Source organism: Roseovarius marisflavi (assembly GCF_900142625.1).
GTDB lineage: Bacteria > Pseudomonadota > Alphaproteobacteria > Rhodobacterales > Rhodobacteraceae > Roseovarius > Roseovarius marisflavi.
Window position 1 is genome coordinate 62,643 of record NZ_FRBN01000014.1, and the last position, 19,665, is coordinate 82,307.

Annotated in this window: 25 protein-coding genes and 1 riboswitch; of the genes, 10 read left to right on the forward strand and 15 right to left on the reverse strand. The window is 62.0% G+C overall.

Annotated elements, in window-relative coordinates; all coding sequences use genetic code 11:
* Positions 1-51: 51 nt before the first annotated feature.
* Together BUB78_RS12940 and BUB78_RS12945 are read right to left on the reverse strand one after the other, a co-directional pair.
* A complete protein-coding gene (locus BUB78_RS12940) occupies positions 52-732 on the reverse strand; it encodes a CbtA family protein (RefSeq protein ID WP_073198546.1) in 681 nt (226 codons plus the stop codon).
* A gap of 3 nt (positions 733-735) precedes the next feature.
* Positions 736-900 carry a CbtB domain-containing protein gene (locus tag BUB78_RS12945; protein WP_073198549.1) on the reverse strand — a complete coding sequence of 55 codons (165 nt, stop codon included), beginning with the start codon at positions 898-900 and terminating at the stop codon, positions 736-738.
* Positions 901-933: 33 nt separating this feature from the next.
* Positions 934-1,157: riboswitch (cobalamin riboswitch) on the reverse strand.
* A 423-nt stretch (positions 1,158-1,580) separates the two neighbouring features.
* Between BUB78_RS12945 and BUB78_RS12950 the strand changes: the two genes are divergently transcribed.
* Positions 1,581-1,769 carry a hypothetical protein gene (locus BUB78_RS12950; RefSeq protein WP_073198551.1) on the forward strand — a complete coding sequence of 63 codons (189 nt, stop codon included), beginning with the start codon at positions 1,581-1,583 and terminating at the stop codon, positions 1,767-1,769.
* 147 nt (positions 1,770-1,916) lie between these two features.
* Positions 1,917-5,372, forward strand: coding sequence for a chromosome segregation protein SMC (gene smc, locus BUB78_RS12955; RefSeq protein WP_073198626.1), 3,456 nt, complete (start codon positions 1,917-1,919; stop codon positions 5,370-5,372).
* A 95-nt stretch (positions 5,373-5,467) separates the two neighbouring features.
* Here the strand turns inward: smc and rpmE are convergent, their stop codons facing one another.
* From rpmE to BUB78_RS13010, 11 genes are all read right to left on the reverse strand, one after another.
* A complete protein-coding gene (rpmE, locus tag BUB78_RS12960; protein WP_073198553.1) occupies positions 5,468-5,689 on the reverse strand; it encodes a 50S ribosomal protein L31 in 222 nt (73 codons plus the stop codon).
* Between the two features lie 11 nt (positions 5,690-5,700).
* On the reverse strand, positions 5,701-6,084 hold the full coding sequence (gene rplS, locus BUB78_RS12965; protein WP_073198555.1) for a 50S ribosomal protein L19: 384 nt from the start codon (positions 6,082-6,084) through the stop codon (positions 5,701-5,703).
* Positions 6,085-6,385: 301 nt separating this feature from the next.
* Positions 6,386-7,186 (reverse strand): tRNA (guanosine(37)-N1)-methyltransferase TrmD, encoded by an 801-nt coding sequence (gene trmD, locus BUB78_RS12970; RefSeq protein ID WP_073198557.1) that lies wholly within the window; start codon positions 7,184-7,186, stop codon positions 6,386-6,388.
* A 111-nt stretch (positions 7,187-7,297) separates the two neighbouring features.
* Positions 7,298-7,807, reverse strand: a complete 510-nt coding sequence (gene rimM / locus BUB78_RS12975; RefSeq protein WP_073198559.1) for a ribosome maturation factor RimM — start codon at positions 7,805-7,807, stop codon at positions 7,298-7,300.
* Between the two features lie 143 nt (positions 7,808-7,950).
* The gene (bluB, locus tag BUB78_RS12980) at positions 7,951-8,580 is read right to left on the reverse strand and encodes a 5,6-dimethylbenzimidazole synthase (RefSeq protein ID WP_073198561.1); all 630 of its coding nucleotides are present in this window, start codon (positions 8,578-8,580) and stop codon (positions 7,951-7,953) included.
* Positions 8,581-8,598: 18 nt separating this feature from the next.
* Positions 8,599-9,000, reverse strand: coding sequence for a 30S ribosomal protein S16 (gene rpsP / locus BUB78_RS12985; protein WP_073198563.1), 402 nt, complete (start codon positions 8,998-9,000; stop codon positions 8,599-8,601).
* A 48-nt stretch (positions 9,001-9,048) separates the two neighbouring features.
* Entirely contained in the window at positions 9,049-9,345 is a 297-nt protein-coding gene (locus BUB78_RS12990; protein ID WP_073198565.1) for a chorismate mutase, read from the reverse strand.
* On the reverse strand, positions 9,338-9,943 hold the full coding sequence (locus tag BUB78_RS12995; RefSeq protein WP_073198567.1) for a GNAT family N-acetyltransferase: 606 nt from the start codon (positions 9,941-9,943) through the stop codon (positions 9,338-9,340). The genes BUB78_RS12990 and BUB78_RS12995 overlap by 8 nt, the downstream gene beginning before the upstream one ends.
* Positions 9,940-10,509 (reverse strand): GNAT family N-acetyltransferase, encoded by a 570-nt coding sequence (locus tag BUB78_RS13000; RefSeq protein WP_073198569.1) that lies wholly within the window; start codon positions 10,507-10,509, stop codon positions 9,940-9,942. Before BUB78_RS13000 ends, BUB78_RS12995 begins: the two co-directional genes overlap by 4 nt.
* Before the next feature lie 74 nt (positions 10,510-10,583).
* Positions 10,584-12,086, reverse strand: a complete 1,503-nt coding sequence (ffh, locus tag BUB78_RS13005; protein ID WP_073198571.1) for a signal recognition particle protein — start codon at positions 12,084-12,086, stop codon at positions 10,584-10,586.
* 206 nt (positions 12,087-12,292) lie between these two features.
* Entirely contained in the window at positions 12,293-12,799 is a 507-nt protein-coding gene (locus tag BUB78_RS13010) for a hypothetical protein (protein WP_073198573.1), read from the reverse strand.
* A 180-nt stretch (positions 12,800-12,979) separates the two neighbouring features.
* On the opposite strand from BUB78_RS13010, the gene BUB78_RS13015 reads away from it, so the two are divergent.
* Positions 12,980-13,861, forward strand: coding sequence for a LysR family transcriptional regulator (locus BUB78_RS13015; RefSeq protein ID WP_073198575.1), 882 nt, complete (start codon positions 12,980-12,982; stop codon positions 13,859-13,861).
* Positions 13,858-14,751, forward strand: coding sequence for a DMT family transporter (locus BUB78_RS13020; protein ID WP_073198577.1), 894 nt, complete (start codon positions 13,858-13,860; stop codon positions 14,749-14,751). Before BUB78_RS13015 ends, BUB78_RS13020 begins: the two co-directional genes overlap by 4 nt.
* On the opposite strand, the gene BUB78_RS13025 is transcribed toward BUB78_RS13020, so the two are convergent.
* Entirely contained in the window at positions 14,744-15,727 is a 984-nt protein-coding gene (locus BUB78_RS13025; protein ID WP_073198579.1) for a glycosyltransferase family 61 protein, read from the reverse strand. The two genes, BUB78_RS13020 and BUB78_RS13025, sit on opposite strands and share 8 nt — an antisense overlap.
* Positions 15,717-16,052, reverse strand: a complete 336-nt coding sequence (locus BUB78_RS13030) for an ArsR/SmtB family transcription factor (protein ID WP_073198628.1) — start codon at positions 16,050-16,052, stop codon at positions 15,717-15,719. The genes BUB78_RS13025 and BUB78_RS13030 overlap by 11 nt, the downstream gene beginning before the upstream one ends.
* A 188-nt stretch (positions 16,053-16,240) precedes the next feature.
* Here BUB78_RS13030 and BUB78_RS13035 point away from each other — a divergent pair, with 188 nt between their 5' ends.
* From BUB78_RS13035 to BUB78_RS13060, 6 genes are all read left to right on the forward strand, one after another.
* Positions 16,241-16,654, forward strand: a complete 414-nt coding sequence (locus BUB78_RS13035) for a universal stress protein (protein WP_073198581.1) — start codon at positions 16,241-16,243, stop codon at positions 16,652-16,654.
* Between the two features lie 266 nt (positions 16,655-16,920).
* Positions 16,921-17,283 (forward strand): AtpZ/AtpI family protein, encoded by a 363-nt coding sequence (locus tag BUB78_RS13040; RefSeq protein WP_073198630.1) that lies wholly within the window; start codon positions 16,921-16,923, stop codon positions 17,281-17,283.
* The gene (locus tag BUB78_RS13045) at positions 17,273-18,055 is read left to right on the forward strand and encodes a F0F1 ATP synthase subunit A (protein WP_073198582.1); all 783 of its coding nucleotides are present in this window, start codon (positions 17,273-17,275) and stop codon (positions 18,053-18,055) included. Before BUB78_RS13040 ends, BUB78_RS13045 begins: the two co-directional genes overlap by 11 nt.
* Before the next feature lie 127 nt (positions 18,056-18,182).
* On the forward strand, positions 18,183-18,419 hold the full coding sequence (locus tag BUB78_RS13050) for a F0F1 ATP synthase subunit C (RefSeq protein WP_073198584.1): 237 nt from the start codon (positions 18,183-18,185) through the stop codon (positions 18,417-18,419).
* Between the two features lie 87 nt (positions 18,420-18,506).
* Positions 18,507-19,040 (forward strand): F0F1 ATP synthase subunit B', encoded by a 534-nt coding sequence (locus BUB78_RS13055; protein ID WP_073198586.1) that lies wholly within the window; start codon positions 18,507-18,509, stop codon positions 19,038-19,040.
* Between the two features lie 4 nt (positions 19,041-19,044).
* On the forward strand, positions 19,045-19,605 hold the full coding sequence (locus BUB78_RS13060) for a F0F1 ATP synthase subunit B (RefSeq protein WP_073198588.1): 561 nt from the start codon (positions 19,045-19,047) through the stop codon (positions 19,603-19,605).
* Positions 19,606-19,665: the final 60 nt, after the last annotated feature.

Genomic DNA, 19,665 nt, shown 5'->3' on the forward strand with positions numbered 1-19,665 from the left:
GCGGGCTCTCCTAAAGGGGTGCCCCGGCGGCGGACCGCCGGGGCGTGTCGGTTAGCTTTCGGCCGATTCGCGGGCCCAGAAATACCCGGCCAGCGTGCCCAAAAGCGCCCAGGCCGCCAATCCGACGCCAAGCGCGCGGGTGGCAAAGAGCGCCGCCAATTCCGGCGGAACAGGCCCGGCAAAGACCTCTGGATGCGGGGCGCCGATCACATGCGGCGCCAGCAAAAGCGCAATCGCCGCGGCAATCATCACCGGCGCGCGGCCAAAGGCGATCAAGGCGAGCGCAACGGCCGTGGCAATCACCGTGCCCCACCACCAGATCTGGCGGGCGGTGATATCGGTATAGGCGCCGCCGGGCACTTCGGGCGGCAAGGAGACGGCAGGGGCGAAATGCAAGGCAACAAAGCCCGCAATGCCCCAGATCAGGCCCGTGCGCGCAGTGATGGTTGCACCGTACTCTGCGGCCATTCCCATAGCTGCCACAAGCACAAGCCCGTAGCCGACATAGATCAGCGCCGAGAACAACAGGGTGAGCCCGTCGCGCATCATATCGAACCCCGGCAAGTCGGGGGTGGCAACGGTCGCGCTGTTCCCGAAATGCACAAGCGTGCCGGCCTCATACAGCTCGGCGTGTAAAAGCACCGGCTGAATGAGCACAAACTGCAGCAGGGCGGCTATCAGCCCTGTGCAGAACCCAGCGAGCAACGCGCTGGTCACAATTTTGGAAAACATGGCTTAGTGGCAGGGAAAGCCGGTTGCGTGGCGCACGTCATGGGCGGCGTCATGCAGGGCAGAGGCCTGAACATGGCCGGCAATCGTGACGATGCCGAGCCCGAGGACCATGGCGGCCACGAAGGGCAGTACGGTAGATTTGGCGGCGGTTTGAACCAGTGCAGTCATAGCAGTATCTCCTTTACACCTCTCACCCGAGGCGGGATTGACAAACGCAGGGCTGGTCTCCTGGCTCGCGGGTCGTCGCCTTACTGCCGCCTTCCCGGACCTTGCGATCCAGTGGCATGTGACAGGGGCTCACCGCTTACAGTCGCGGGGGCGGCTGAAGACTAGGCGCCCTGCTTGGGTCCACCATCACTTCATTCCCAATTCATCCCCAGGCGCTTTGCACCTTTAAGCGGGGAACCTTGCCCTTCTGGTATGAGGCCCGGGGCCAATTGCGTCAAGGTTGATTCCGACCTTGGCCGCGCAAGGAGCGGCATTGGGCCTTTGGGTTTGTGTCAAACTTGGCGACGGGATACTGTTTTTGCGACAAGATGGGCAAGAAATAGCGAGGGGGCTTTGATGCTCTGCAGAATCGGTGAGATCGAAATCTGGCGCATTCTTTAGATCAACGGGCCGTTCATGGCCCCCGAGGCGCTTTTCCCGAACGGCGGGCCGGATATGCGCGCAGCCCACTTATAGCTTTGCCGAAATCGTGCTGCCGGTAATTGAGGCCGGTCAGGCGGAGATGGTGCAGCCCGGACGTATGATGTGCGATCACATCACCCTGTTTCCGAAGCCTGGCCATACCCTTGGGCATGTCTCGATCGCGGGGCAGTCGAGGCGGTAATGCGCGGCATTCAGTGATGCAATGCTGGCATCTTGAATGGCATTTCAAGTATGATCTCGGCCCGGATCGCGCCGAGGTTTCGCGCCGTCGCCTTTTGATGATGACAGCAGAAACCGGATGCACGGTGCTTGGCTCGCATTTCCGCCTGCCGTCGATCGGGCGCGTGCGGGCCGATGCCAAGGGCTTTCGCTGGGAAGATAGCTAGGCGGATATCCGCAATATTGTGTGGATAACTCCGGTCGGTGCCCAATATGATGTGGTTGGCCGTTGACAGGGGCCGCGTGGCTTGGTCACACTCGTGAGTCAAAGGAATCACCGGCCCGATGGCCCCCAACCCCAACCCGAGGCCCGCTTGCAGTTCTCGAAACTCAGATTGACCGGCTTTAAAAGCTTCGTTGATCCGACCGACCTGATCATCGCCCACGGGCTGACCGGGGTGGTCGGGCCGAATGGCTGTGGCAAGTCGAACCTGCTTGAGGCGCTGCGTTGGGTGATGGGCGAAAACCGCCCCACCGCCATGCGCGGCGACGGGATGGAGGACGTGATCTTTGCCGGCGCGGCCACCCGCCCGGCGCGCAATTTCGCCGAGGTGGTGATTCAGCTTGATAACTCCGACCGGCTTGCGCCCGCAGGGTTCAACGACTCGGATAACCTAGAGATCGTGCGCCGCATCACCCGCGATGTGGGCAGCGCCTATAAGGTGAATTCCAAGGATGTGCGCGCGCGTGATGTGCAGATGCTGTTTGCCGATGCCTCGACCGGGGCACATTCGCCCGCGCTTGTGCGTCAGGGCCAGATTTCAGAGCTGATCAACGCCAAGCCGAAATCGCGCCGCCGTATTCTGGAAGAGGCGGCCGGAATTTCCGGCCTCTATCAGCGCCGCCACGAGGCGGAGTTGAAATTGCGTGCGGCGGAGACCAACCTGACCCGCGTCGATGACGTGATCGAACAGCTTGCGGCGCAATTGGCACAGCTCGCGCGGCAAGCGCGGCAAGCTGCGCGCTATCGCCAGATCGGCGAGGAATTGCGCCAGTCCGAGGGGCTGTTGCTCTATCGGCGCTGGAAAGAGGCCGATCTCGCCCGTGCCCGCGCCGAGGACGAGTTGCGCGAGCGCACCACCGAGGCGGCGCGGGCCGAAAAGGCCGCCCGCGAGGCCGCCAAAGCGCGCGGTCTGGCCGATGATGCCCTGCCAGCCCTGCGCGAAGAAGAGGCGATTGCGGCGGCGATCCTGCAACGGCTCACCGTGCAGCGCGACACCCTGAGCGAGCAAGAGGCCAATGCCCGCGAGCGGATCGAGACGCTGGAGCGGCGGATCGAACAGCTTGCCCGCGATATCGAGCGTGAAACCGGTCTCAACCGCGATGCGGGCGAAACCATCGAGCGGCTCGACTGGGAGGCGCGCGAACTTGCCAAGGGCGCCGAGGGCCACGAAGACCGCCTTGATGAGGTGCAGGCCACAGCCCGCGAAGCGGCGCAGATTTTGCAGGAGCGCGAAAGCGACCTGAGCCAGATGACCGAGGATATGGCCCGCCTGTCCGCGCGCCACCAATCCGCGCAGCGCCTGCTTGACGATAGCCGCAAGACCCTTGCCAAAAGCGAGGCCGAAGCCGAGCGCGCGCGCGTTGCGCAAGCCGGATCGCGCGAGGCGCTTGAAAAGGCCAGCGCCGATCACGAGGCCGCCAGTATGGCCGAAGCCACCGCCGTTGCCGCCGCCGAAGCCGCCGAAGCCGCGCTTGTCGTCGCCGACGAGGCCCGCGCCGAGGCGCAATCGCGCGAGGCCGAGGCCCGTGCCGGGCGCTCGGAAGCCGAAGGCGAGATGAACGCCCTGCGCGCCGAGGTCACGGCGCTGGCCAAGCTGGTACAGCGCGACACCGCCGAAGGCGGCCAGATCATGGATCGCCTTCAGGTTCAGCAGGGCTTTGAAAAGGCGCTTGGCGCGGCGCTTGCGGATGACCTGCGCGCGCCTGAGGTCGAGGCCGATGGCCCGTCCGGCTGGGCGGTTTTGCCGGGCTATGACGCCCCGCAACCGCTGCCGACCGGGGTGACAGCGTTGACCAATCACGTGTCGGTGCCCGAGGTTCTGGTGCGGCGCATGGGGCAGATCGGTCTTGTTGATCCCGACGAGGGCCCGCGCCTTCAGCCCTTGTTGCAACCCGGTCAGCGGCTGGTCAGCGTAGAGGGCGATCTTTGGCGGTGGGATGGCTATCGTGCCTGGGCCGAGGATGCGCCAAGTGCGGCGGCGCTGCGCCTGCAACAGCTCAACCGGCTGGAAGAGCTCAAGCAACAGCTTGAGCATGCGGCCGCGCGCGCCGAGGGCGCAATGCAGGCGCATGAGGCCCTGCGCGATCAGCTTGCGCGGCGCACCGACGAAGACCGCAGCGCCCGCGATGCGCGTCGTGCCGCCGATGTCGCGGTGAACGAGGCCAACCGCGCCCTGAGCCGCGCCGAGGCCGACCGCAACCTTGCCGGCTCGCGGCTTGAATCCCTCGGCCTTGCCGTGACCCGCCACGAGGACGAGGCGATGTCGGCGCGCAGCGATCTGATTGAGGCCGAGAAAGGCCTTGCCGATCTGGGCGATCTTGATGCGGCGCGGGCCGATCTTGAGGATATCAAGTTGACGGTTGAAGCGGCGCGCATGACCATGATGGCCAAGCGGTCGGCACAGGATGAAATGCGCCGCGAGGGCGAGCGCCGCACCCGCCGCAGCCAGGAAATCACCAAGGAAATCAGCGGTTGGCGCCATCGCCTTGAGACCGCTGAAAAGCGCAGCGCAGAGCTTGCCGAACGCAAGGCCACCTCTGAGGTCGAGCTGGCCGATGCCAATGCCGCGCCCGAAATCCTTGCCGCCAAACGCTCGGAGCTGGGCGAAGAAATCAACCGCAGCGAAGCCCGCCGCGCCGCCGCCGCCGATGCGCTTTCCAAGGCCGAGGGCGTCGCGCGCCAGGCCGCGCTGGATGAGCGCGAGGCAGAGCGCCTTGCGTCCGAGGCTCGCGAGGCCCGCGCCCGCGCCGAGGCCCGCACCGATGCCGCGCGCGAAACCCTGTCTTTGTCCGCCGAGCGCATTCATGACGCGCAAGACACCACGCCCGAGGCCCTGCTTGAAAGCCTTGGCGCCGATCCCGATGCGATGCCTGCCTCGGATGCCATCGAGGCCGATGTGAACCGCCTCAAGCGGCAGCGCGACGCGCTTGGCGCGGTCAACCTGCGTGCCGAGGAAGACGCGCAGGAGGTGCAGGTCGAGCATGACGAGCTGGTTCGCGAAAAGACCGACCTTGAAGAGGCGATCAAGACCCTGCGCAATGGTATTGCCAGCCTGAACCGCGAGGGCCGCGAGCGGCTTTTGACAGCTTTTGAACAGGTGAATTCCAACTTTACCCTTTTGTTCCGCCATCTCTTTGGCGGCGGCGAAGCCAACCTTGTGCTGGTCGAAAGCGACGACCCGCTTGAGGCCGGGCTTGAGATCATGTGCCAGCCGCCGGGCAAGAAGCTTTCGACGCTGAGCCTGTTGTCGGGGGGCGAACAGACGCTGACGGCGCTTGCGTTGATCTTTGCTGTGTTCCTGGCAAATCCGGCGCCGATTTGCGTGCTAGACGAGGTCGATGCGCCGCTGGACGATGCCAATGTGACGCGGTTCTGTGACCTGCTTGACGAGATGTGCCGACGCACCGAAACGCGGTTCCTGATCATCACGCACCACGCCGTCACGATGAGCCGGATGGACCGGCTGTTTGGGGTGACAATGGCCGAGCAGGGCGTCAGCCAGCTTGTGTCGGTTGACCTCAAGAAAGCCGAGCAATTGGTGGCCTAAGGCCACGGATCTCCGACCGCTTTAACCTAAAATGCCAAAAGAAAAACGCCGCCCCGAGGGACGGCGTTTCTTTGTGCCATGCAAAGGTCGTGTGATCAGAAACCAAGACCGGCATATTTGTTCTTGAACTTCGAAACGCGGCCACCGGCATCCATCAGACGCGAGGTTCCGCCAGTCCAGGCAGGGTGTACCGTCGGGTCGATATCAAGCGAAAGCGTGTCGCCTTCCTTGCCATAGGTCGAACGCATCGGAACGATCGTGCCGTCGGTCATTTTGACGTCGATCAGGTGGTAATCGGGGTGAATGTCTTTTCTCATCGGAGACGTCCTTACGCTGAAGCGCCCGAGAGGGGCTTGTAGTTGGCGTTTTCCGCGATACGGGCCGATTTGCCGCGACGCGAGCGCAGATAGTACAGCTTGGCGCGACGAACGCGGCCACGACGGACAACCTCGATGCTGTCGATATTGGTCGAATAGAGCGGGAACATACGTTCAACGCCTTCACCAAATGAAATCTTGCGAACGGTGAACGACCCGGCAATGCCTTTGCCGTTGTTGCGGCTGATGCAGACGCCTTCAAAGTTCTGAACGCGGGTGCGGGTACCTTCGGTCACCTTGAAACCGACGCGGATCGTGTCGCCGGCTCTGAAATCGGGAATGGTTTTCCCGAGCGAGGCGATTTGTTCCGCCTCCAACTGAGCGATAATATCCATCGCTTCTCTCCTAATTTGCTTGCGGTTATTCCGCAAAGGTGTGTTGCGCCTCAGAGCTCTTGGTCTTCTTCCGGGTTCGCAGGGCGCCCGCCAGAGATCAGGTCGTCATTATTTTGCGTCGTCCGTGGTGCCTTTTGCCGTAGGGTCCGCGATGGGATGAAGAAACCCCGACGGCACACCCTGCAAAAACGCCACACACTGCCGAGTCGGAAAACCGACTGGGAACAGGCGCTGTTTATGGTGAAACCGGAAATGACGCAAGGCGTATTGTTGTCCGGTTCATGGGCTGAACGCAGGGGGGCTATTTGGCTTTTTGCGCCGTCTGATGAGCCGCCCAGAGATCAGGGCGGCGGTCTGCGGTGATCTTCTCAGACATCTCGCGACGCCATTTTGCGACCTTGGCGTGATCGCCCGAGGTGAGAATCGAAGGGATTTCGCGACCCATCCATTCGGCGGGGCGGGTGTACTGCGGATGCTCCAAAAGGCCGTTGGAATGGCTTTCCTCAAGCGCGCTTTCGGCATTCCCCAAAACGCCGGGCAAGAGGCGGACAGTGGCGTCGATCAAGGCCTGCGCGGCAATCTCGCCGCCGGTCATCACGAAATCACCAAGCGAGACTTCCTGAATGTCGTAGTGTTGGATCACGCGCTCATCAAGCCCCTCGAAGCGCCCACAGATCAGGGTCGCGCCGGGGGCCTCTGAAAGACCCTGCACCATCGCTTGATCAAGCCGCTTGCCACGCGGGCTAAGATAGATCAGTGGCCAGCCGGAGGGGGTGCCGGTCTGGGCCTGTTCGATGGCGCGGCCCATGACGTCTGCGCGTAAAACCATGCCTGCCCCGCCACCCGCAGGCGTGTCATCGACATTGCGATGCTTGCCTTCACCAAACAGGCGCAGATCGATGGTTTCCAGTGCCCAAAGCCCGTCTTGCAGGGCACGCCCGGTCAGGCTTTCGCCCAAAATACCCGGAAAGGCCTGCGGCAGCAGGGTGATCACCTTGGCGGTCCATGCCCCGACAAGGCGGGGCGTGGGCGTGATCAGCTCGCGGGGCCGGGCGGTGGCGCTGATCGATTTGCGGCCATGGGATCTGGGTGAGTTTGTCATAGGTTCGGGCCTTAACCTGCGGGTTAGGGCGCAGGCAAGATTTTTCGCCGAAAAATCTTCGTTGAGGAAAATTCGGTGAATTTTCTTCGAGGGCGTCAGGGCTGGCTAGGTTTAAAAAAGGCCATCGGGCGGGTCGGCGATGATCCGACCGGCGGCAAGGTCGACCGTGGGCACCGCTTGCAAGGTAAAGGGCAGCAGGACCGTGGCGCTTGTCCCGGGGGCCTGAACCTCAAGAATATCCGAAGCGCCGTGATTGAGCACGGTCTTGACCTTGCCCAAAAGCGTGCCGCCGGTGTCATAAACCTCAAGCCCGATCAGGTCGGCGTGGTAATATTCATCGTCGGGAAGATGCGGAAGCTGGTCGCGCTCGGCATAAAGCCGGGTGCCGCGCAGGGCATCGGCGGCCTCTTTGCTGGTCACGCCCGTCAGGCGCGCGGTGAACCCGTTCTTGAGTTGCCCGGTCAGGGTGATTTCAAATGATCTGGCCCCGTCTTCCGAGGTCAGCGGGCTGTATTCCGCGATATCCTCGGGCGTGGCGGTGAAGCTTTTGAGGCGCACCTCGCCCTGAACACCAAAGGCGCCGCCAAGGGCGCCGACACAGATACGGTTTTCGTCATTCATTGGCGGAGTCCCCTGCAAAGCCCATCCTGTGCGACGCCTTGGGCGACCGCGCAGCGTTGGCTGTGCTGATAGCGTTCAAATACGATTCCGGCCAGAAAAACCAAACCCATCAGGATAAGCGTGCGGATCGGGCGGAAAATCATTTAGCGGGTCTCGATAATCATGTCGGTCTGGCGTGTTTCCCAACCGGCAAGCTCTAGCTCTGGCGTGTCATTTTCGGTTTCGGGCCAGCCGACGCAGAGATAGGCCACAAGCGACCAGTCTGTTGGCGCAGCCAGGTCGCGGGCAAGCTCTGCCGGGTCAAGGATCGAGACCCAGCCGACGCCAAGCCCGCGCGCCCGCGCCGCAAGCCAGAAATGGGTGATTGCGCCAACCACGGAATAACGCCGGGTTTCGGGCATCGTGCCCGCCCCAAGGCCCGCGCCTTTGGTGGTGCTGTCATCGCAATAAATCGCGAGCTGCACCGGGGCGTCTTGCATGCCAGATAGTTTCAGGCCGCTGTAAAGGCTGGCTTTTTCGCCGCTATAGCCGTCAAGCGCGCGTTGATTGGCGGTCTTGAAATTCGCAAGGGCGGCGGCGCGCGCAGCGTCGCTTTGCACATGGATCACACGCCAGGGTTCAGACAGGCCCACAGAGGGCGCAAGCTGAAAGGTGGCGAGACACTCTTGCAAGAGTGCCTCGTCCACCGGATCGCGGCGGAAACGGCGCACATCGCGCCGCCACCGCATGAGATCAAGCAGGTCGTTCTGGAAGTCTTGGGAAAAGCCTGACATTCCAGCGATATCCCTGTCTTACTCTTCTGCACCGGCCTCTGCGGCGGGCTCTTCTGCCGGAGCAGCAGCAGCTTCGGCAGCGGCGGCGGCCTTGGCGGCTTTCTCTTCTGCGCGATCCTGGGCTTTCTTGCCGGGGGTGCCTTTTTTCAGGTTGGCACGCTCGGTTTTCGGCACGACGCCAGCAGCTTCAAGCATGCGGCTGATGCGGTCGGTGGGCTGGGCGCCCTGGGCGATCCAGTGCTGGATGCGCTCGATGTCCATTTTCACGCGCTCTTCGCTGTCTTTCGGCAGAAGCGGGTTGTAGGTGCCCAGTTTCTCGATGAAACGGCCATCGCGCGGCATGCGGCTGTCGGCCGCTACGATGCGATAGAAGGGGCGCTTTTTGCTGCCGCCGCGGGCGAGACGAATTTTCATAGCCATGTGATGTTCTCCTTTGAATGGCGTGGGTCAGGGGGCGTTTGTGCCGCCTTACGATTGGTGTTGTTGATGGTGTCGGATCACTTCAGCGATGATGAAGTTGAGAAACTTTTTGGCGAATTCAGGGTCGAGATCGGCCTGATGAGCCAGGTCTTCGAGCCGCGCGATCTGGGTCGCCTCGCGGGCGGGATCGGACGGGGGAAGGTCGTGTTCGGCCTTGAGACGGCCAACCGCCTGGGTGTGCTTGAAGCGCTCGCCAAGGGTATAGACAAGGATCGCGTCAAGCCGGTCGATCGACTCGCGGTGGCCTTTCAGGAGCGCGGCGGCGCGGGTGCTTTGATCAGTCAAGGGGCATCCCTTTCGGTTTGAAAAGCGGGTCGCAGTAATGGTTGATCTCAAGCTCAATCCCGTCGGCGATCTGGCCGGACTTCAGGCGCTCGGGCGAGGGGTGGCGATAGACGGCGTCATTGCCGTCAATGGTCGCCGCATCCTTGTCCTTGGTGGCGCCAAGACGCTCGGCAAGGCGGATGCTGTCAAGGTTCTTGGGGTCGATATAGCTTACCGCGCCGTCCCAGCCCTGCGTTTCATAGAAATGACGGCGCACGGCATTGGTCGCCTCAAGCGCATAGCCGTGACCGGCCTTGTCGGGCCAGATGATCCAGGCGATTTCGCGTTCGGGCCATGCGGCAGGAAACCAGCCGCCGGCCATACCAAGCGTCGCATCACTGTTCTTGTCGTGGATCATCCACATGCCAAAGCCGCGGATTTCCCAATGGCCGATCTCGGCGGCATAGAGCATCCATGCCTCGTATTTGTTCAGCGGCCCGCCCATGAAGCGCGAGCGATACGAGCTGAACGTGGCCTTGAAATCGGGGTAATCCTCGGGCGTGGGCCCGCGCAGCACAAGGCGGCGCGTTTCGATGGTGGGGATGCGCGACAGGGTCATGCGTAGGCCTCGACCGAGCCGTCATCGTCTGCGTCACGCTCGAACAGGTCACCCGGTCCGGGGTGGCGATACAAAAGATCGTGGCCCATGTGGATGTTCTCATATTCGCGCTCGAACCATGCGCCAAGCCGTTCGGCAAGCGCGACAGAGCGGGTGTTGCCCGGCACGATATTCGAGGTGAGCGTGGTAAAGCCGAGATCCTGATAGGCATAGCGGCGCGCCCGTTCGGCGGCCTCATGAGCGATGCCCTTGCCCTCAAAGCCGTCAAACACGACCCAGCCAAGCTCGGGTTCGGGCCAGCCTTCGGGGTTCCAGATGCCGCTGATGCCGACGGTCTCGCCGGTGTCTTTCATCTCGATGCTGAAATAGCCATAGCCGTGGATATGCCAATGTCCGACGTTCAACGCGAACCAGCGCCAGGCCTCGCCGCGGTTGGGCGCGGCGCCAAAGCCGCTTGCGCGCGCCTCATCCAGAAGAAACGCGATAAGCGGCTCGATATCGCGCGGCTCCGGGCCGCGCAGGATCAGGCGCTCGGTTTCAAGCATCGGGGCCTGGGTCAGGCTCATTGCTGTGCCCCCCTGAAGCGCCACGCCGCTCGCCGCGTCGGATTTGAGTATTTGAGGAAAGATGAAAGCATGGGTTATTTCTTTTTCCCAAAACCGGACAGGCCGGGCGGAAGGCCCATGCCGCCGCCCATGCCACCAAGACCGCCCAAACCACCGGGCAGCTTGCCGCCCATGGCGCGCGCGGCCTCTTCCATGGCCTTGGGATCATTCATGTCGGGCATGCCGCCTGCGCCTTTGCCGCCAAGCATGCCTTTCATGGCCTGTTTGAGCATGCCGCCCTTGCCCATCTTCTTCATCATGTCGGCCATCTGGCGGTGCATCTTCAGAAGTTTGTTCAGCTCGGAGACCTCAAGGCCGGCCCCCGCCGCGATCCGCTTTTTGCGGCTTGCCTGAAGCAGGGCGGGATTGGCGCGTTCTTTCTTGGTCATGGATTGCACCAGGGCGATCTGGCGGGTGATGATCTTGTCGTCAAACCCGGCGTCCTGCACCTGTTTGGCCATTTTACCCATGCCGGGCATCATGCCCATCATGCCTTCCATGCCGCCCATCTTCTGCATCTGCTCAAGCTGCATCTTGAGGTCGTTCATGTTGAACTGACCCTTTTGAAAGCGCTTCATCATCCGCTCGGCCTGTTCGGCCTCGATGGTGGCCTGGGCCTTTTCGACAAGGCTTACGATATCGCCCATGCCAAGGATGCGCCCGGCGATGCGTTCGGGTTCAAACGTCTCAAGCGCGTCGAGCTTTTCGCCAAGGCCGACAAAGCGGATCGGCTTGCCGGTGACAGCGCGCATTGAAAGGGCGGCACCGCCGCGCCCGTCACCATCCATCCGCGTCAGGATCACGCCGGTCACGCCGATCTTGTCGTCAAACTCTGTCGCCACGTTGACCGCGTCCTGACCGGTCAGGCCATCGACCACCAGCAGCGTCTCGCGCGGCTTGGCCACGTCGCGCACGGCGGCGGCCTGGGCGATCAGGTCGGTGTCGATATGCAGACGCCCGGCCGTGTCGAGGATATAGACGTCATAGCCGCCCATTGCGGCCTGGGTCTTGGCGCGTTTGGCAATCGCCACCGGGTCTTCGCCCTTGACGATCGGCAGGGTATCAACCCCGATCTGGGTGCCGAGAATTTGCAGCTGTTCCATCGCCGCCGGGCGGTTCACGTCAAGCGAAGCCATCAGCACGCGTTTGCCGTCGCGCTCTTTCAGGCGCTTGGCCAGCTTGGCGGTGGTGGTTGTCTTGCCCGAGCCTTGCAGACCGACCATCAGGATCGGGGCAGGCGGGTTGTCGATGCGCAGCGCACCGGGGTCATCCGATCCGCGCAGCGTGTCGATCAGCGCGTCATGCACGATCTTGACGACCTGCTGGCCGGGGGTGATGGATTTGGTGACCGCCTGACCGGTGGCCTTTTCCTGAATCGCCTTGACGAAATCGCGCGCCACGGGCAGCGACACATCGGCCTCAAGCAGGGCAACACGCACCTCACGCAGGGCGGTTTTGACATCCTCTTCGGACAGCGCCCCTTGTTTCGTCAGCCGGTCAAAGACACCGGAGAGGCGTTCGGACAGATTTTCAAACATCTCAGGCGCTCCTTTGAGCAGTTGATCAATAGCCCCAAAATAGGCAGGGACGGTGCAAATGCCAATCTCCCCCGTGGGCGCAACGCGCTGACGGAGGGCGATCCCTGCACAATGGCATAGGGACCGGAAGCGTTGAACTTCCGGAGGTTGGGTGGCGTTTACGCGCGCCGATGGCACGAGTCAAGCCTTGGGATTTGGGCGAGGGCCTAGCGGGGCGGCAGCAAGAAGCTTTCGAAGGTTGCATACATCCGGGCGGCTTCGGACGGGGTCAGGCGGGCATGACCGGGCAGAAAGGCGGCGATGTCATGACCGCTATAGCGCCCGACAAGCTTGCCGTCACGCAGGACAAGCCGCTGGCGTGCGAAATCATAGGCGCGGTCATGACAGAACAGGCAACGCTGGTCCAGCCCACTGTATAACCCGCCTGACAAAAGTTGTTGGCGAAACATCGCCACAAGGCTCTGGATTGCGGGCTCTGGCTGGCCTCCGCGATGATAGCGGAGAAACGCCGCAACCGGCCTGTCGCCCGAGGTCATTGGTGTGTCACTGTCAAGGTGAAGCTTCGCGCGGGCAAAGGCTCCGGCATGACCATGGCACGACAGGCACTCTGCCTCAAAAACCTGATGCGGGTCGAGATCCTGCGCCTCGCTGCCTTGCGAGCACAGCAATACCAACAGAAGCACGCGTGCGGCATGGATAAGGAGACTTGGCATGTTCGAGGCTCCGGTCAATATTTAACCATTTTACGCCCCAATCAGCGGTGGCGCATTGCGTCAGGTCAAAAAGTCGGGAATCGTTTTGCCGTTGCGGGAATGGGCCTTGCGCTTTACGACAGATGCGAACGCCCGACCGTGTTGCCGGGGGGCGATGTGAGTTAACGCACAGAGAGAACAATGGAACATTGGGATGAAGTGCGCACCGCCTATAACGTCGCGCGCATTGGCACGGTCAGCGGCGCCGCAGAGGTTTTGGGCGTGCATCATGCCACGGTGATCCGGCACATTGACGCGCTGGAGGAACGCCTTGGCGTCAAGCTTTTTCAGCGCCATGCGCGCGGCTATACGCCGACCGAGGCGGGCAGCGATCTGTTGCGTGTCGCGCAGGCCACCGATGATCAGTTCAGCCAGCTGGCCGGGCGCATCAAAGGGCGCGGCAACGAGGTGTCCGGCGAGTTGGTGGTCACCTCCATCGGCGGGCTCAGTCATTTGCTGGTGCCGGTTCTGGCGGCGTTTCAGGATGCCTATCCGGGGCTGACCGTGCGCTATCTGACCGGCGACCGCCTGTTCCGGCTTGAATATGGCGAGGCACATGTGGCGGTGCGCGCGGGCGCGGTTCCCGATCAGCCCGACAATGTGGTTCAGCCGTTTTTCCGCCAGGACTTCACGCTTTATGCCAGCGAGGCCTATGTGGCGCGCCATGGCCTGCCAGAGTCATGCAAGGATTTCGGCACGCATCGCTTTGTCGGCGCGGATGATCCGAAAAGCCGCGCGCCCTTTGCCCGCTGGATGCAGGAAAACGTGCCCGCCGAGAATATCATCTTCAAAAGCGGTGATGTGCATGCACAGCGCCGCGCGATCCTGAGTGGGGCCGGTATCGGCTTTACCTCGGTCTTGCAGGCCGCCGAGGTCGAGGGGCTTGTCCAGGTGGTGCCGCCCAAGCCGGACTGGGCCGCGCCACTGTGGCTTGTGACGCATATGGATCTGCACCGCACCACCAAGGTTCAGGCGTTTCTGGCCTTTCTCAAGGAGCATTCCAAAGCCTGGCAGCCCGAATGATGCCTGCCGCGCGCGGGCATCTTGCGATGCTGGCGTTCTCGGCGCTTGTGGCGGGGTCTTTCGCGCTTGGGTCGCTGGCGGCTGGGTATATTGCACCGGCCGCCCTGAATGCGCCGCGCTTTGTTCTGGCGGCGATGCTCGTCGGGGCCGGGGCGGCGATGACCACCGGCATCCCGCGCAGTACCTGGCGCGCGCCCTGGCGCTATCTGCTGCTTGGCGGGGCGATGGGGCTTTACTTCGTGCTGATGTTCGAGGGGCTGAAAACCGCGCCGCCGGTGTCTGCGGCGGCGGTGTTTACCCTGACGCCGGTGATGGCGGGGCTGGCGGGCTATGTGATGCTGCGCCAGATCACCACGCCGCGCATGGCGCTTGCCCTGGCGATCGGGGCGATGGGCGCGCTCTGGGTGATCTTTCGCGCCGACCTTGGGGCTTTGCTGGCGTTTGAGGTCGGGCGCGGCGAGGTGATCTATTTCTGGGGCTGCGCGGCGCATGCGATCTATACGCCGCTGGTGCGCCTTCTCAATCGCGGCGAGCGTCCGGTGGCGTTTTCCTTTGGCACCATGCTGGCGGCGGCTGGGCTGATCACGTTGGCGGGCTGGTCCGATATCGAAGCGACCGATTGGGCCGCTTTGCCCGGGATCGTGTGGATCACGCTGATCTATACGGCGCTTTTTGCCACGGCCCTGACCTTTGTGTTGCTGCAATACGCAAGCCTGCACCTGCCAAGCGCCAAGGTGATGGCCTATACCTATCTCACGCCCTCTTGGGTCATCTGCTGGCAGGTGGCGCTTGGCCATCCGGTGCCGGGCGGTCTTGTGCTGGCGGGGATCGGGTTGACGGTTGTGGCGCTGTTCCTGTTGCTTAAGGACGAAACCGCCGTTCTCAGATAAACCCGGCCTTTTTCAGATCGAACCGCAATTGACGCATCTCCGGTGGCATCGCGCTTTCGCGCTCGCTTGGTTGCGGGTCGCTGGCCATCTGCGACAGGGCCGCGTTGGTCCAGAGGTCGGCCTTGGCAAAGCTGGTGATCTGGCGCGCGATGGCATCAAAGGCGGGCTGGCGCGTGCGCCGCTGGATAAGGCCGACCCGCGCACCAATCGGCATCACGAAGGGCGCAAGATGAAAGGCCGAGCCATCGGGGCCGACAATGTCATGCGCGGCCATGTAGCGTTGGCATTGCACGGCAATCGTATGGCGCTCGGGATGAAAGATCGTATAGCCCGCCGCCGACAGCCAGCGTTCGATTTGCTGTTCATGTGGCACCTGCTGGGCCGGATTTTTGAGCCGACGGCGCGAGATATAGAGTTTGTCCGGCCCCTCGGGCGTCAACGCGGCGCAGAGGTGCTGGCGCACATAGGTGCGAAATTCGGGGGTGCCGCCGGTCCAGTGCATATGCCCCATGCCCTGGCTTGGCACCACCAATTCGTCAACCTGAACCGGCTCTGCGGCCAGGTGCACGGGCAATCCCTGTCCCAGGATGTCGAGAAGCGGGCCAAGGCGGCGCCGGATCACCGCCGCAATATCGCGTCCCTGCATCGGGATGATGATGATCCCGTCAAAGGGCCCTTCGGCGTAATCAAGCGCCCAGAGGCGGCTGATGCATTCCAGAAGGAAATGACCGAAATGATGTCGCCCGACCCCGACAAAAAGCCAGCGACCGCGCAGATGCGCGACCGGCCCGTCTGGCGCATCAGGGTCCGGCGTGAACCGTCCGCCCGACAACAGGGTGCGCGCCTGTGCAACCGCATCGCCATCCGCCGTCACCACACCACAGGCGTGGCCGGTCCCGGCGGTCATCGGCATGACAATCGCGCGGCTGAGCACGTCAATCCGGGCCTCGGGCAGATGTTTGGCGTCAGGACTCATCGGGCAACTCTGCGCGCAGGAACCTTTCAAAAGCGTCAAGATTCACCGCCTCGAACTGACCAAAGCCCTGCATCCAGATGCTTGCATCGCGCATCGCGTCGGGCTCCAGCTTGCACCATTTCACACGCCCGCGCCGTTCCTGACTGATAAGGCCTGCGCGGCTGAGGATGTTGAGATGCTTGGAGATCGCCGCAAGGCTCATCTCGAAGGGATCGGCCACATCGGTCACGGCCATGTCATCCTCGAGCAGCATCGACAGGATCGCGCGGCGGGTCGGGTCGCCGAGGGCGGCAAAAACGGTATCAAGTGCCTGCGATTTATCCATGATCTTGTTAAGCCCAACCAGATGCCCGGCGTCAACGCTAATGCGGGCCCCGCGCATCGGCCGTGCGGGTCAAGTGTGACTTTTCCGGCTCTTTTGCCTGCCAAACCGGATTGATCTGTGACAAAGTCACGGATCAGCCGCCGGTTTAGGCTCGTGGCGCAACAACAGGAAACGCGAAAGGATTGAGTATGTTTTCAACAATCATGGTTCCCGTCGATCTGGTTCACAAGGATACGCTTGCCAAGGCACTGGACGTGGCCGGTGAAATGGCAAAGCAGCACGGCGCGGTCATCAAGGTGGTCAGCGTGGGCGGTGAAATGCCCAACGAACTTGGTCACAACTCGGGCGAATTCACCGAGACCGTTCAGGCGTTCGCCAAGGGCCTGCGCGACAAATATGGGGTTGAAGTCGAGGCCGAAACCATCATCAGCCATGACCCCGAGGTCGAAACCACCTCGGCGCTAATGAAAGCGATCGAGAGCACCGGCGCCGATCTTGTGATCATGGCAAGCCACGTGCCCGGCATCCTTGAACATATCTTCAGCTCGCATGGCGGCTATATCGCCCAGCATGCCAAGGTTTCGGTCTTCATCATTCGATAAAGCCCCCTGCGCGCCGGGCCGGGTTCGGTGACCCGTCGGCCCGGTGCGCCAGTGATCCAGAAAAAGCTCAACCATCTGGTTGAATATAACCAAAGCGCCCCCTCGGCGCGAAACAGGCCCTGCGGCGGAATCGCACGCGCCTTTCATCTTTCCAAAAATACTCAAAAAAACAAAAGGTTACATCGTATTTCCGCACTGCGGCCCGGCGCTTGACTCGGGGGCGGCTGCCGCATAGCAAAGGCGCAACCGAGTTGAGGGGCGACGGCGTGACAGATCCCGATCAGGCAGAGCGACTTGCGCAGCTTGAGGCGAGGATCAACCGGCTCAAAGCCAAGGATGCGCCAAAGTCTCATCAGGAGGAACATTATTCCCAGGCAAATCTCGCCTGGCGGATGGTGATTGAACTTGTTGCCGGTCTGTTGATCGGCTTTGGCATAGGGTACGGGCTGGATAGCCTGTTCGGGACGCTCCCGATTTTCCTGGTGCTGTTTACATTGCTGGGTCTGGCGGCCGGCGTCAAAACGATGATGCGAAGCGCGGCCGAACTGCAGCAAAAGAACATGGCCGCTACGGTCAGCGACAATGCGCCCGAAAAGGGCGCCGATGAGAGGGCAAAAAATGGCGACTGAAACGCATGGTGCCGATCAAGGCGGTCTGGTATTCCACCCGATGGATCAGTTCATTGTCAAACCGCTGTTTGGCGACGGGCCGGTTGGCCTTTTCACGCTGACCAATGTGACCTTGTGGATGGCACTGACCGTTCTGGCGATCTTCGCGCTTCTGGTTCTGGGCACCTCCGGGCGCGCCACGATCCCGAGCCGGGTGCAGTCGGTTGCCGAGCTGGTCTATGATTTCATCCGCAAGATGGTCGAAGACGTCGCCGGCAAGGATGCACTGGTGTTCTTTCCCTACATCATGACGCTGTTCCTGTTCATTCTTTTCGCAAACTTCCTCGGCCTCCTGCCGATGGCCTTTACCACCACGAGTCATATCGCGGTGACGGCTGTAATGGCGGTGATGGTGTTCCTGACCGTAACCATCGTGGGTTTCGTCAAGCATGGCTTTGGCTTTCTCGGCCTGTTCTGGGTGAGCTCGGCGCCGCTGGCGCTGCGCCCGGTACTGGCGCTGATCGAGGTGATTTCCTACTTCGTGCGCCCGGTCAGCCATTCCATTCGTCTTGCAGGCAACATGATGGCCGGTCACGCTGTGGTCAAAGTCTTCGCGGCCTTCGCGCCGATGATCCTGATCTCGACCGGTATCGGCCTTGTGGTCACGCCGCTGTCGATCCTGGCGATCTCGACGATCTATGCGCTTGAGGTGCTTGTGGCATTCATTCAGGCCTATGTCTTTACCATCCTGACCTGTGTCTATCTCAAGGATGCGCTGCATCCGAGCCACTAAGGGATACGGTGGGTTCCACCCACCCTGCGAACAAACCGGCAGGTCTGATCCTGCTTCGAAACGACGGCGGGTTCGCCTGCCTCACGACCGACTGATCAATGCCAATTCCAACTTAAGGAGAAATCACATGGAAGGCGATATCGTACAAATGGGTGCCTACATCGGCGCAGGCCTCGCATGCACAGGCATGGGTGGCGCGGCTCTTGGTGTGGGTCACGTGGCCGGCAACTTCCTCTCGGGCGCTCTGCGTAACCCTTCGGCCGCTGCTGGCCAGACCGCGACACTGTTCATCGGTATCGCATTTGCCGAAGCTCTGGGGATTTTCTCGTTCCTCGTCGCGCTTCTGCTCATGTTCGCTGTCTAAGACTCTTGGGTAGCTGATCCTTTCGACCGGGGGGCGGCGCATTGTCGTCGCCGCCCGGTGCACGGAACTTTCCCTTAGGAGAACGACATGGCAAGCGAAACGCACAACGCCGCTGACGCCGCCGCATCCGCGCCGGGGTTGCCGCAGCTTAATTTCGATCACTTCGGCAACCAGATTTTCTGGCTTCTGGTCACGCTTGTCGTGATCTATTTTGTCCTGTCGCGCATTGCGCTGCCGCGGATTGCGGCTGTGCTGGCTGAGCGTCATGGCACCATTACCAATGACCTTGCAGCCGCCGAAGACCTCAAGGCCAAGGCGGTCGAGGCTGAAGAGGCTTACAACAAGGCTCTGGCCGATGCCCGCGGCGAGGCACAGACCATCGTCAACGAGGCCAAGGCCGAGATCAAAGCCGATCTCGACAAGGCGATTGCCAAGGCTGACGCCGAGATCGCGGCAAAGACTGCCGAGGGCGAAAAGAAAATCGACGAGATCCGCGCCAACGCTCTTGAAAGCGTCAGAGAGGTTGCCAACGACACCACTGGTGAAATCGTTGCTGCTCTTGGCGGCAAGGCCGACAAGCGCACTGTAACCGCGGCTGTGACCGCCCGGATGAAAGGGTAATCGCATGCGGAAAATTCTAGCCACTCTGGCCGCAGCCACACTTGCCAGCCCTGCGCTGGCGGCATCGGGGCCTTTCGTCTCGTTGGGCAATACCAACTTCATCGTTCTGATCTCTTTCCTGATCTTTGTCGGCTTTCTCATGTACCTCAAGGTGCCGGGCATGCTTGGCAAAAAGCTTGATGAGCGCGCCGAGGGCATTCAGGCAGAGCTTGATGAAGCCCGCTCTTTGCGCGAAGAGGCCCAGACCCTTCTGGCCAGCTATGAGCGCAAGCAGAAAGAGGTTCAGGAACAGGCCGACCGTATCGTCGCCCATGCCAAGGAAGAAGCGGTCGTTGCCGCCGATCAGGCCAAGGCTGACCTGAAGGACTCGATTGCGCGCCGCTTGAAGTCGGCCGAAGACCAGATCGGCTCTGCCGAAGCCCGTGCAATCCGCGAAGTGCGTGATCAAGCGGTCAGCATTGCGGTTGCGGCGGCCAAGGATGTCATCGCCAAACAGATGACAGCCGCAGACGGCAACTCTTTAATCGACGCATCAATCGCCGAGGTCGACGCCAAGCTTCACTAAGCGCTGCGTGACACAGCAACACCAAGGCCCGGACCGGTAACGGCCCGGGCCTTTTTCGTT

Bases quoted from the DNA above. Each gene is read 5' to 3' on its own strand.
- BUB78_RS12940 (WP_073198546.1), bottom strand. From the start codon at position 732: ATGTTTTCCAAAATTGTGACCAGCGCGTTGCTCGCTGGGTTCTGCACA.
- BUB78_RS12945 (WP_073198549.1), bottom strand. From the start codon at position 900: ATGACTGCACTGGTTCAAACCGCCGCCAAATCTACCGTACTGCCCTTC.
- BUB78_RS12950 (WP_073198551.1), top strand. From the start codon at position 1,581: ATGCAATGCTGGCATCTTGAATGGCATTTCAAGTATGATCTCGGCCCG.
- rpmE (WP_073198553.1), bottom strand. From the start codon at position 5,689: ATGAGAAAAGACATTCACCCCGATTACCACCTGATCGACGTCAAAATG.
- rplS (WP_073198555.1), bottom strand. From the start codon at position 6,084: ATGGATATTATCGCTCAGTTGGAGGCGGAACAAATCGCCTCGCTCGGG.
- trmD (WP_073198557.1), bottom strand. From the start codon at position 7,186: ATGACAAACTCACCCAGATCCCATGGCCGCAAATCGATCAGCGCCACC.
- rimM (WP_073198559.1), bottom strand. From the start codon at position 7,807: ATGAATGACGAAAACCGTATCTGTGTCGGCGCCCTTGGCGGCGCCTTT.
- bluB (WP_073198561.1), bottom strand. From the start codon at position 8,580: ATGTCAGGCTTTTCCCAAGACTTCCAGAACGACCTGCTTGATCTCATG.
- rpsP (WP_073198563.1), bottom strand. From the start codon at position 9,000: ATGGCTATGAAAATTCGTCTCGCCCGCGGCGGCAGCAAAAAGCGCCCC.
- BUB78_RS12995 (WP_073198567.1), bottom strand. From the start codon at position 9,943: ATGACCCTGTCGCGCATCCCCACCATCGAAACGCGCCGCCTTGTGCTG.
- BUB78_RS13000 (WP_073198569.1), bottom strand. From the start codon at position 10,509: ATGAGCCTGACCCAGGCCCCGATGCTTGAAACCGAGCGCCTGATCCTG.
- ffh (WP_073198571.1), bottom strand. From the start codon at position 12,086: ATGTTTGAAAATCTGTCCGAACGCCTCTCCGGTGTCTTTGACCGGCTG.
- BUB78_RS13010 (WP_073198573.1), bottom strand. From the start codon at position 12,799: ATGCCAAGTCTCCTTATCCATGCCGCACGCGTGCTTCTGTTGGTATTG.
- BUB78_RS13015 (WP_073198575.1), top strand. From the start codon at position 12,980: ATGGAACATTGGGATGAAGTGCGCACCGCCTATAACGTCGCGCGCATT.
- BUB78_RS13020 (WP_073198577.1), top strand. From the start codon at position 13,858: ATGATGCCTGCCGCGCGCGGGCATCTTGCGATGCTGGCGTTCTCGGCG.
- BUB78_RS13025 (WP_073198579.1), bottom strand. From the start codon at position 15,727: ATGAGTCCTGACGCCAAACATCTGCCCGAGGCCCGGATTGACGTGCTC.
- BUB78_RS13030 (WP_073198628.1), bottom strand. From the start codon at position 16,052: ATGGATAAATCGCAGGCACTTGATACCGTTTTTGCCGCCCTCGGCGAC.
- BUB78_RS13035 (WP_073198581.1), top strand. From the start codon at position 16,241: ATGTTTTCAACAATCATGGTTCCCGTCGATCTGGTTCACAAGGATACG.
- BUB78_RS13045 (WP_073198582.1), top strand. From the start codon at position 17,273: ATGGCGACTGAAACGCATGGTGCCGATCAAGGCGGTCTGGTATTCCAC.
- BUB78_RS13050 (WP_073198584.1), top strand. From the start codon at position 18,183: ATGGAAGGCGATATCGTACAAATGGGTGCCTACATCGGCGCAGGCCTC.
- BUB78_RS13055 (WP_073198586.1), top strand. From the start codon at position 18,507: ATGGCAAGCGAAACGCACAACGCCGCTGACGCCGCCGCATCCGCGCCG.
- BUB78_RS13060 (WP_073198588.1), top strand. From the start codon at position 19,045: ATGCGGAAAATTCTAGCCACTCTGGCCGCAGCCACACTTGCCAGCCCT.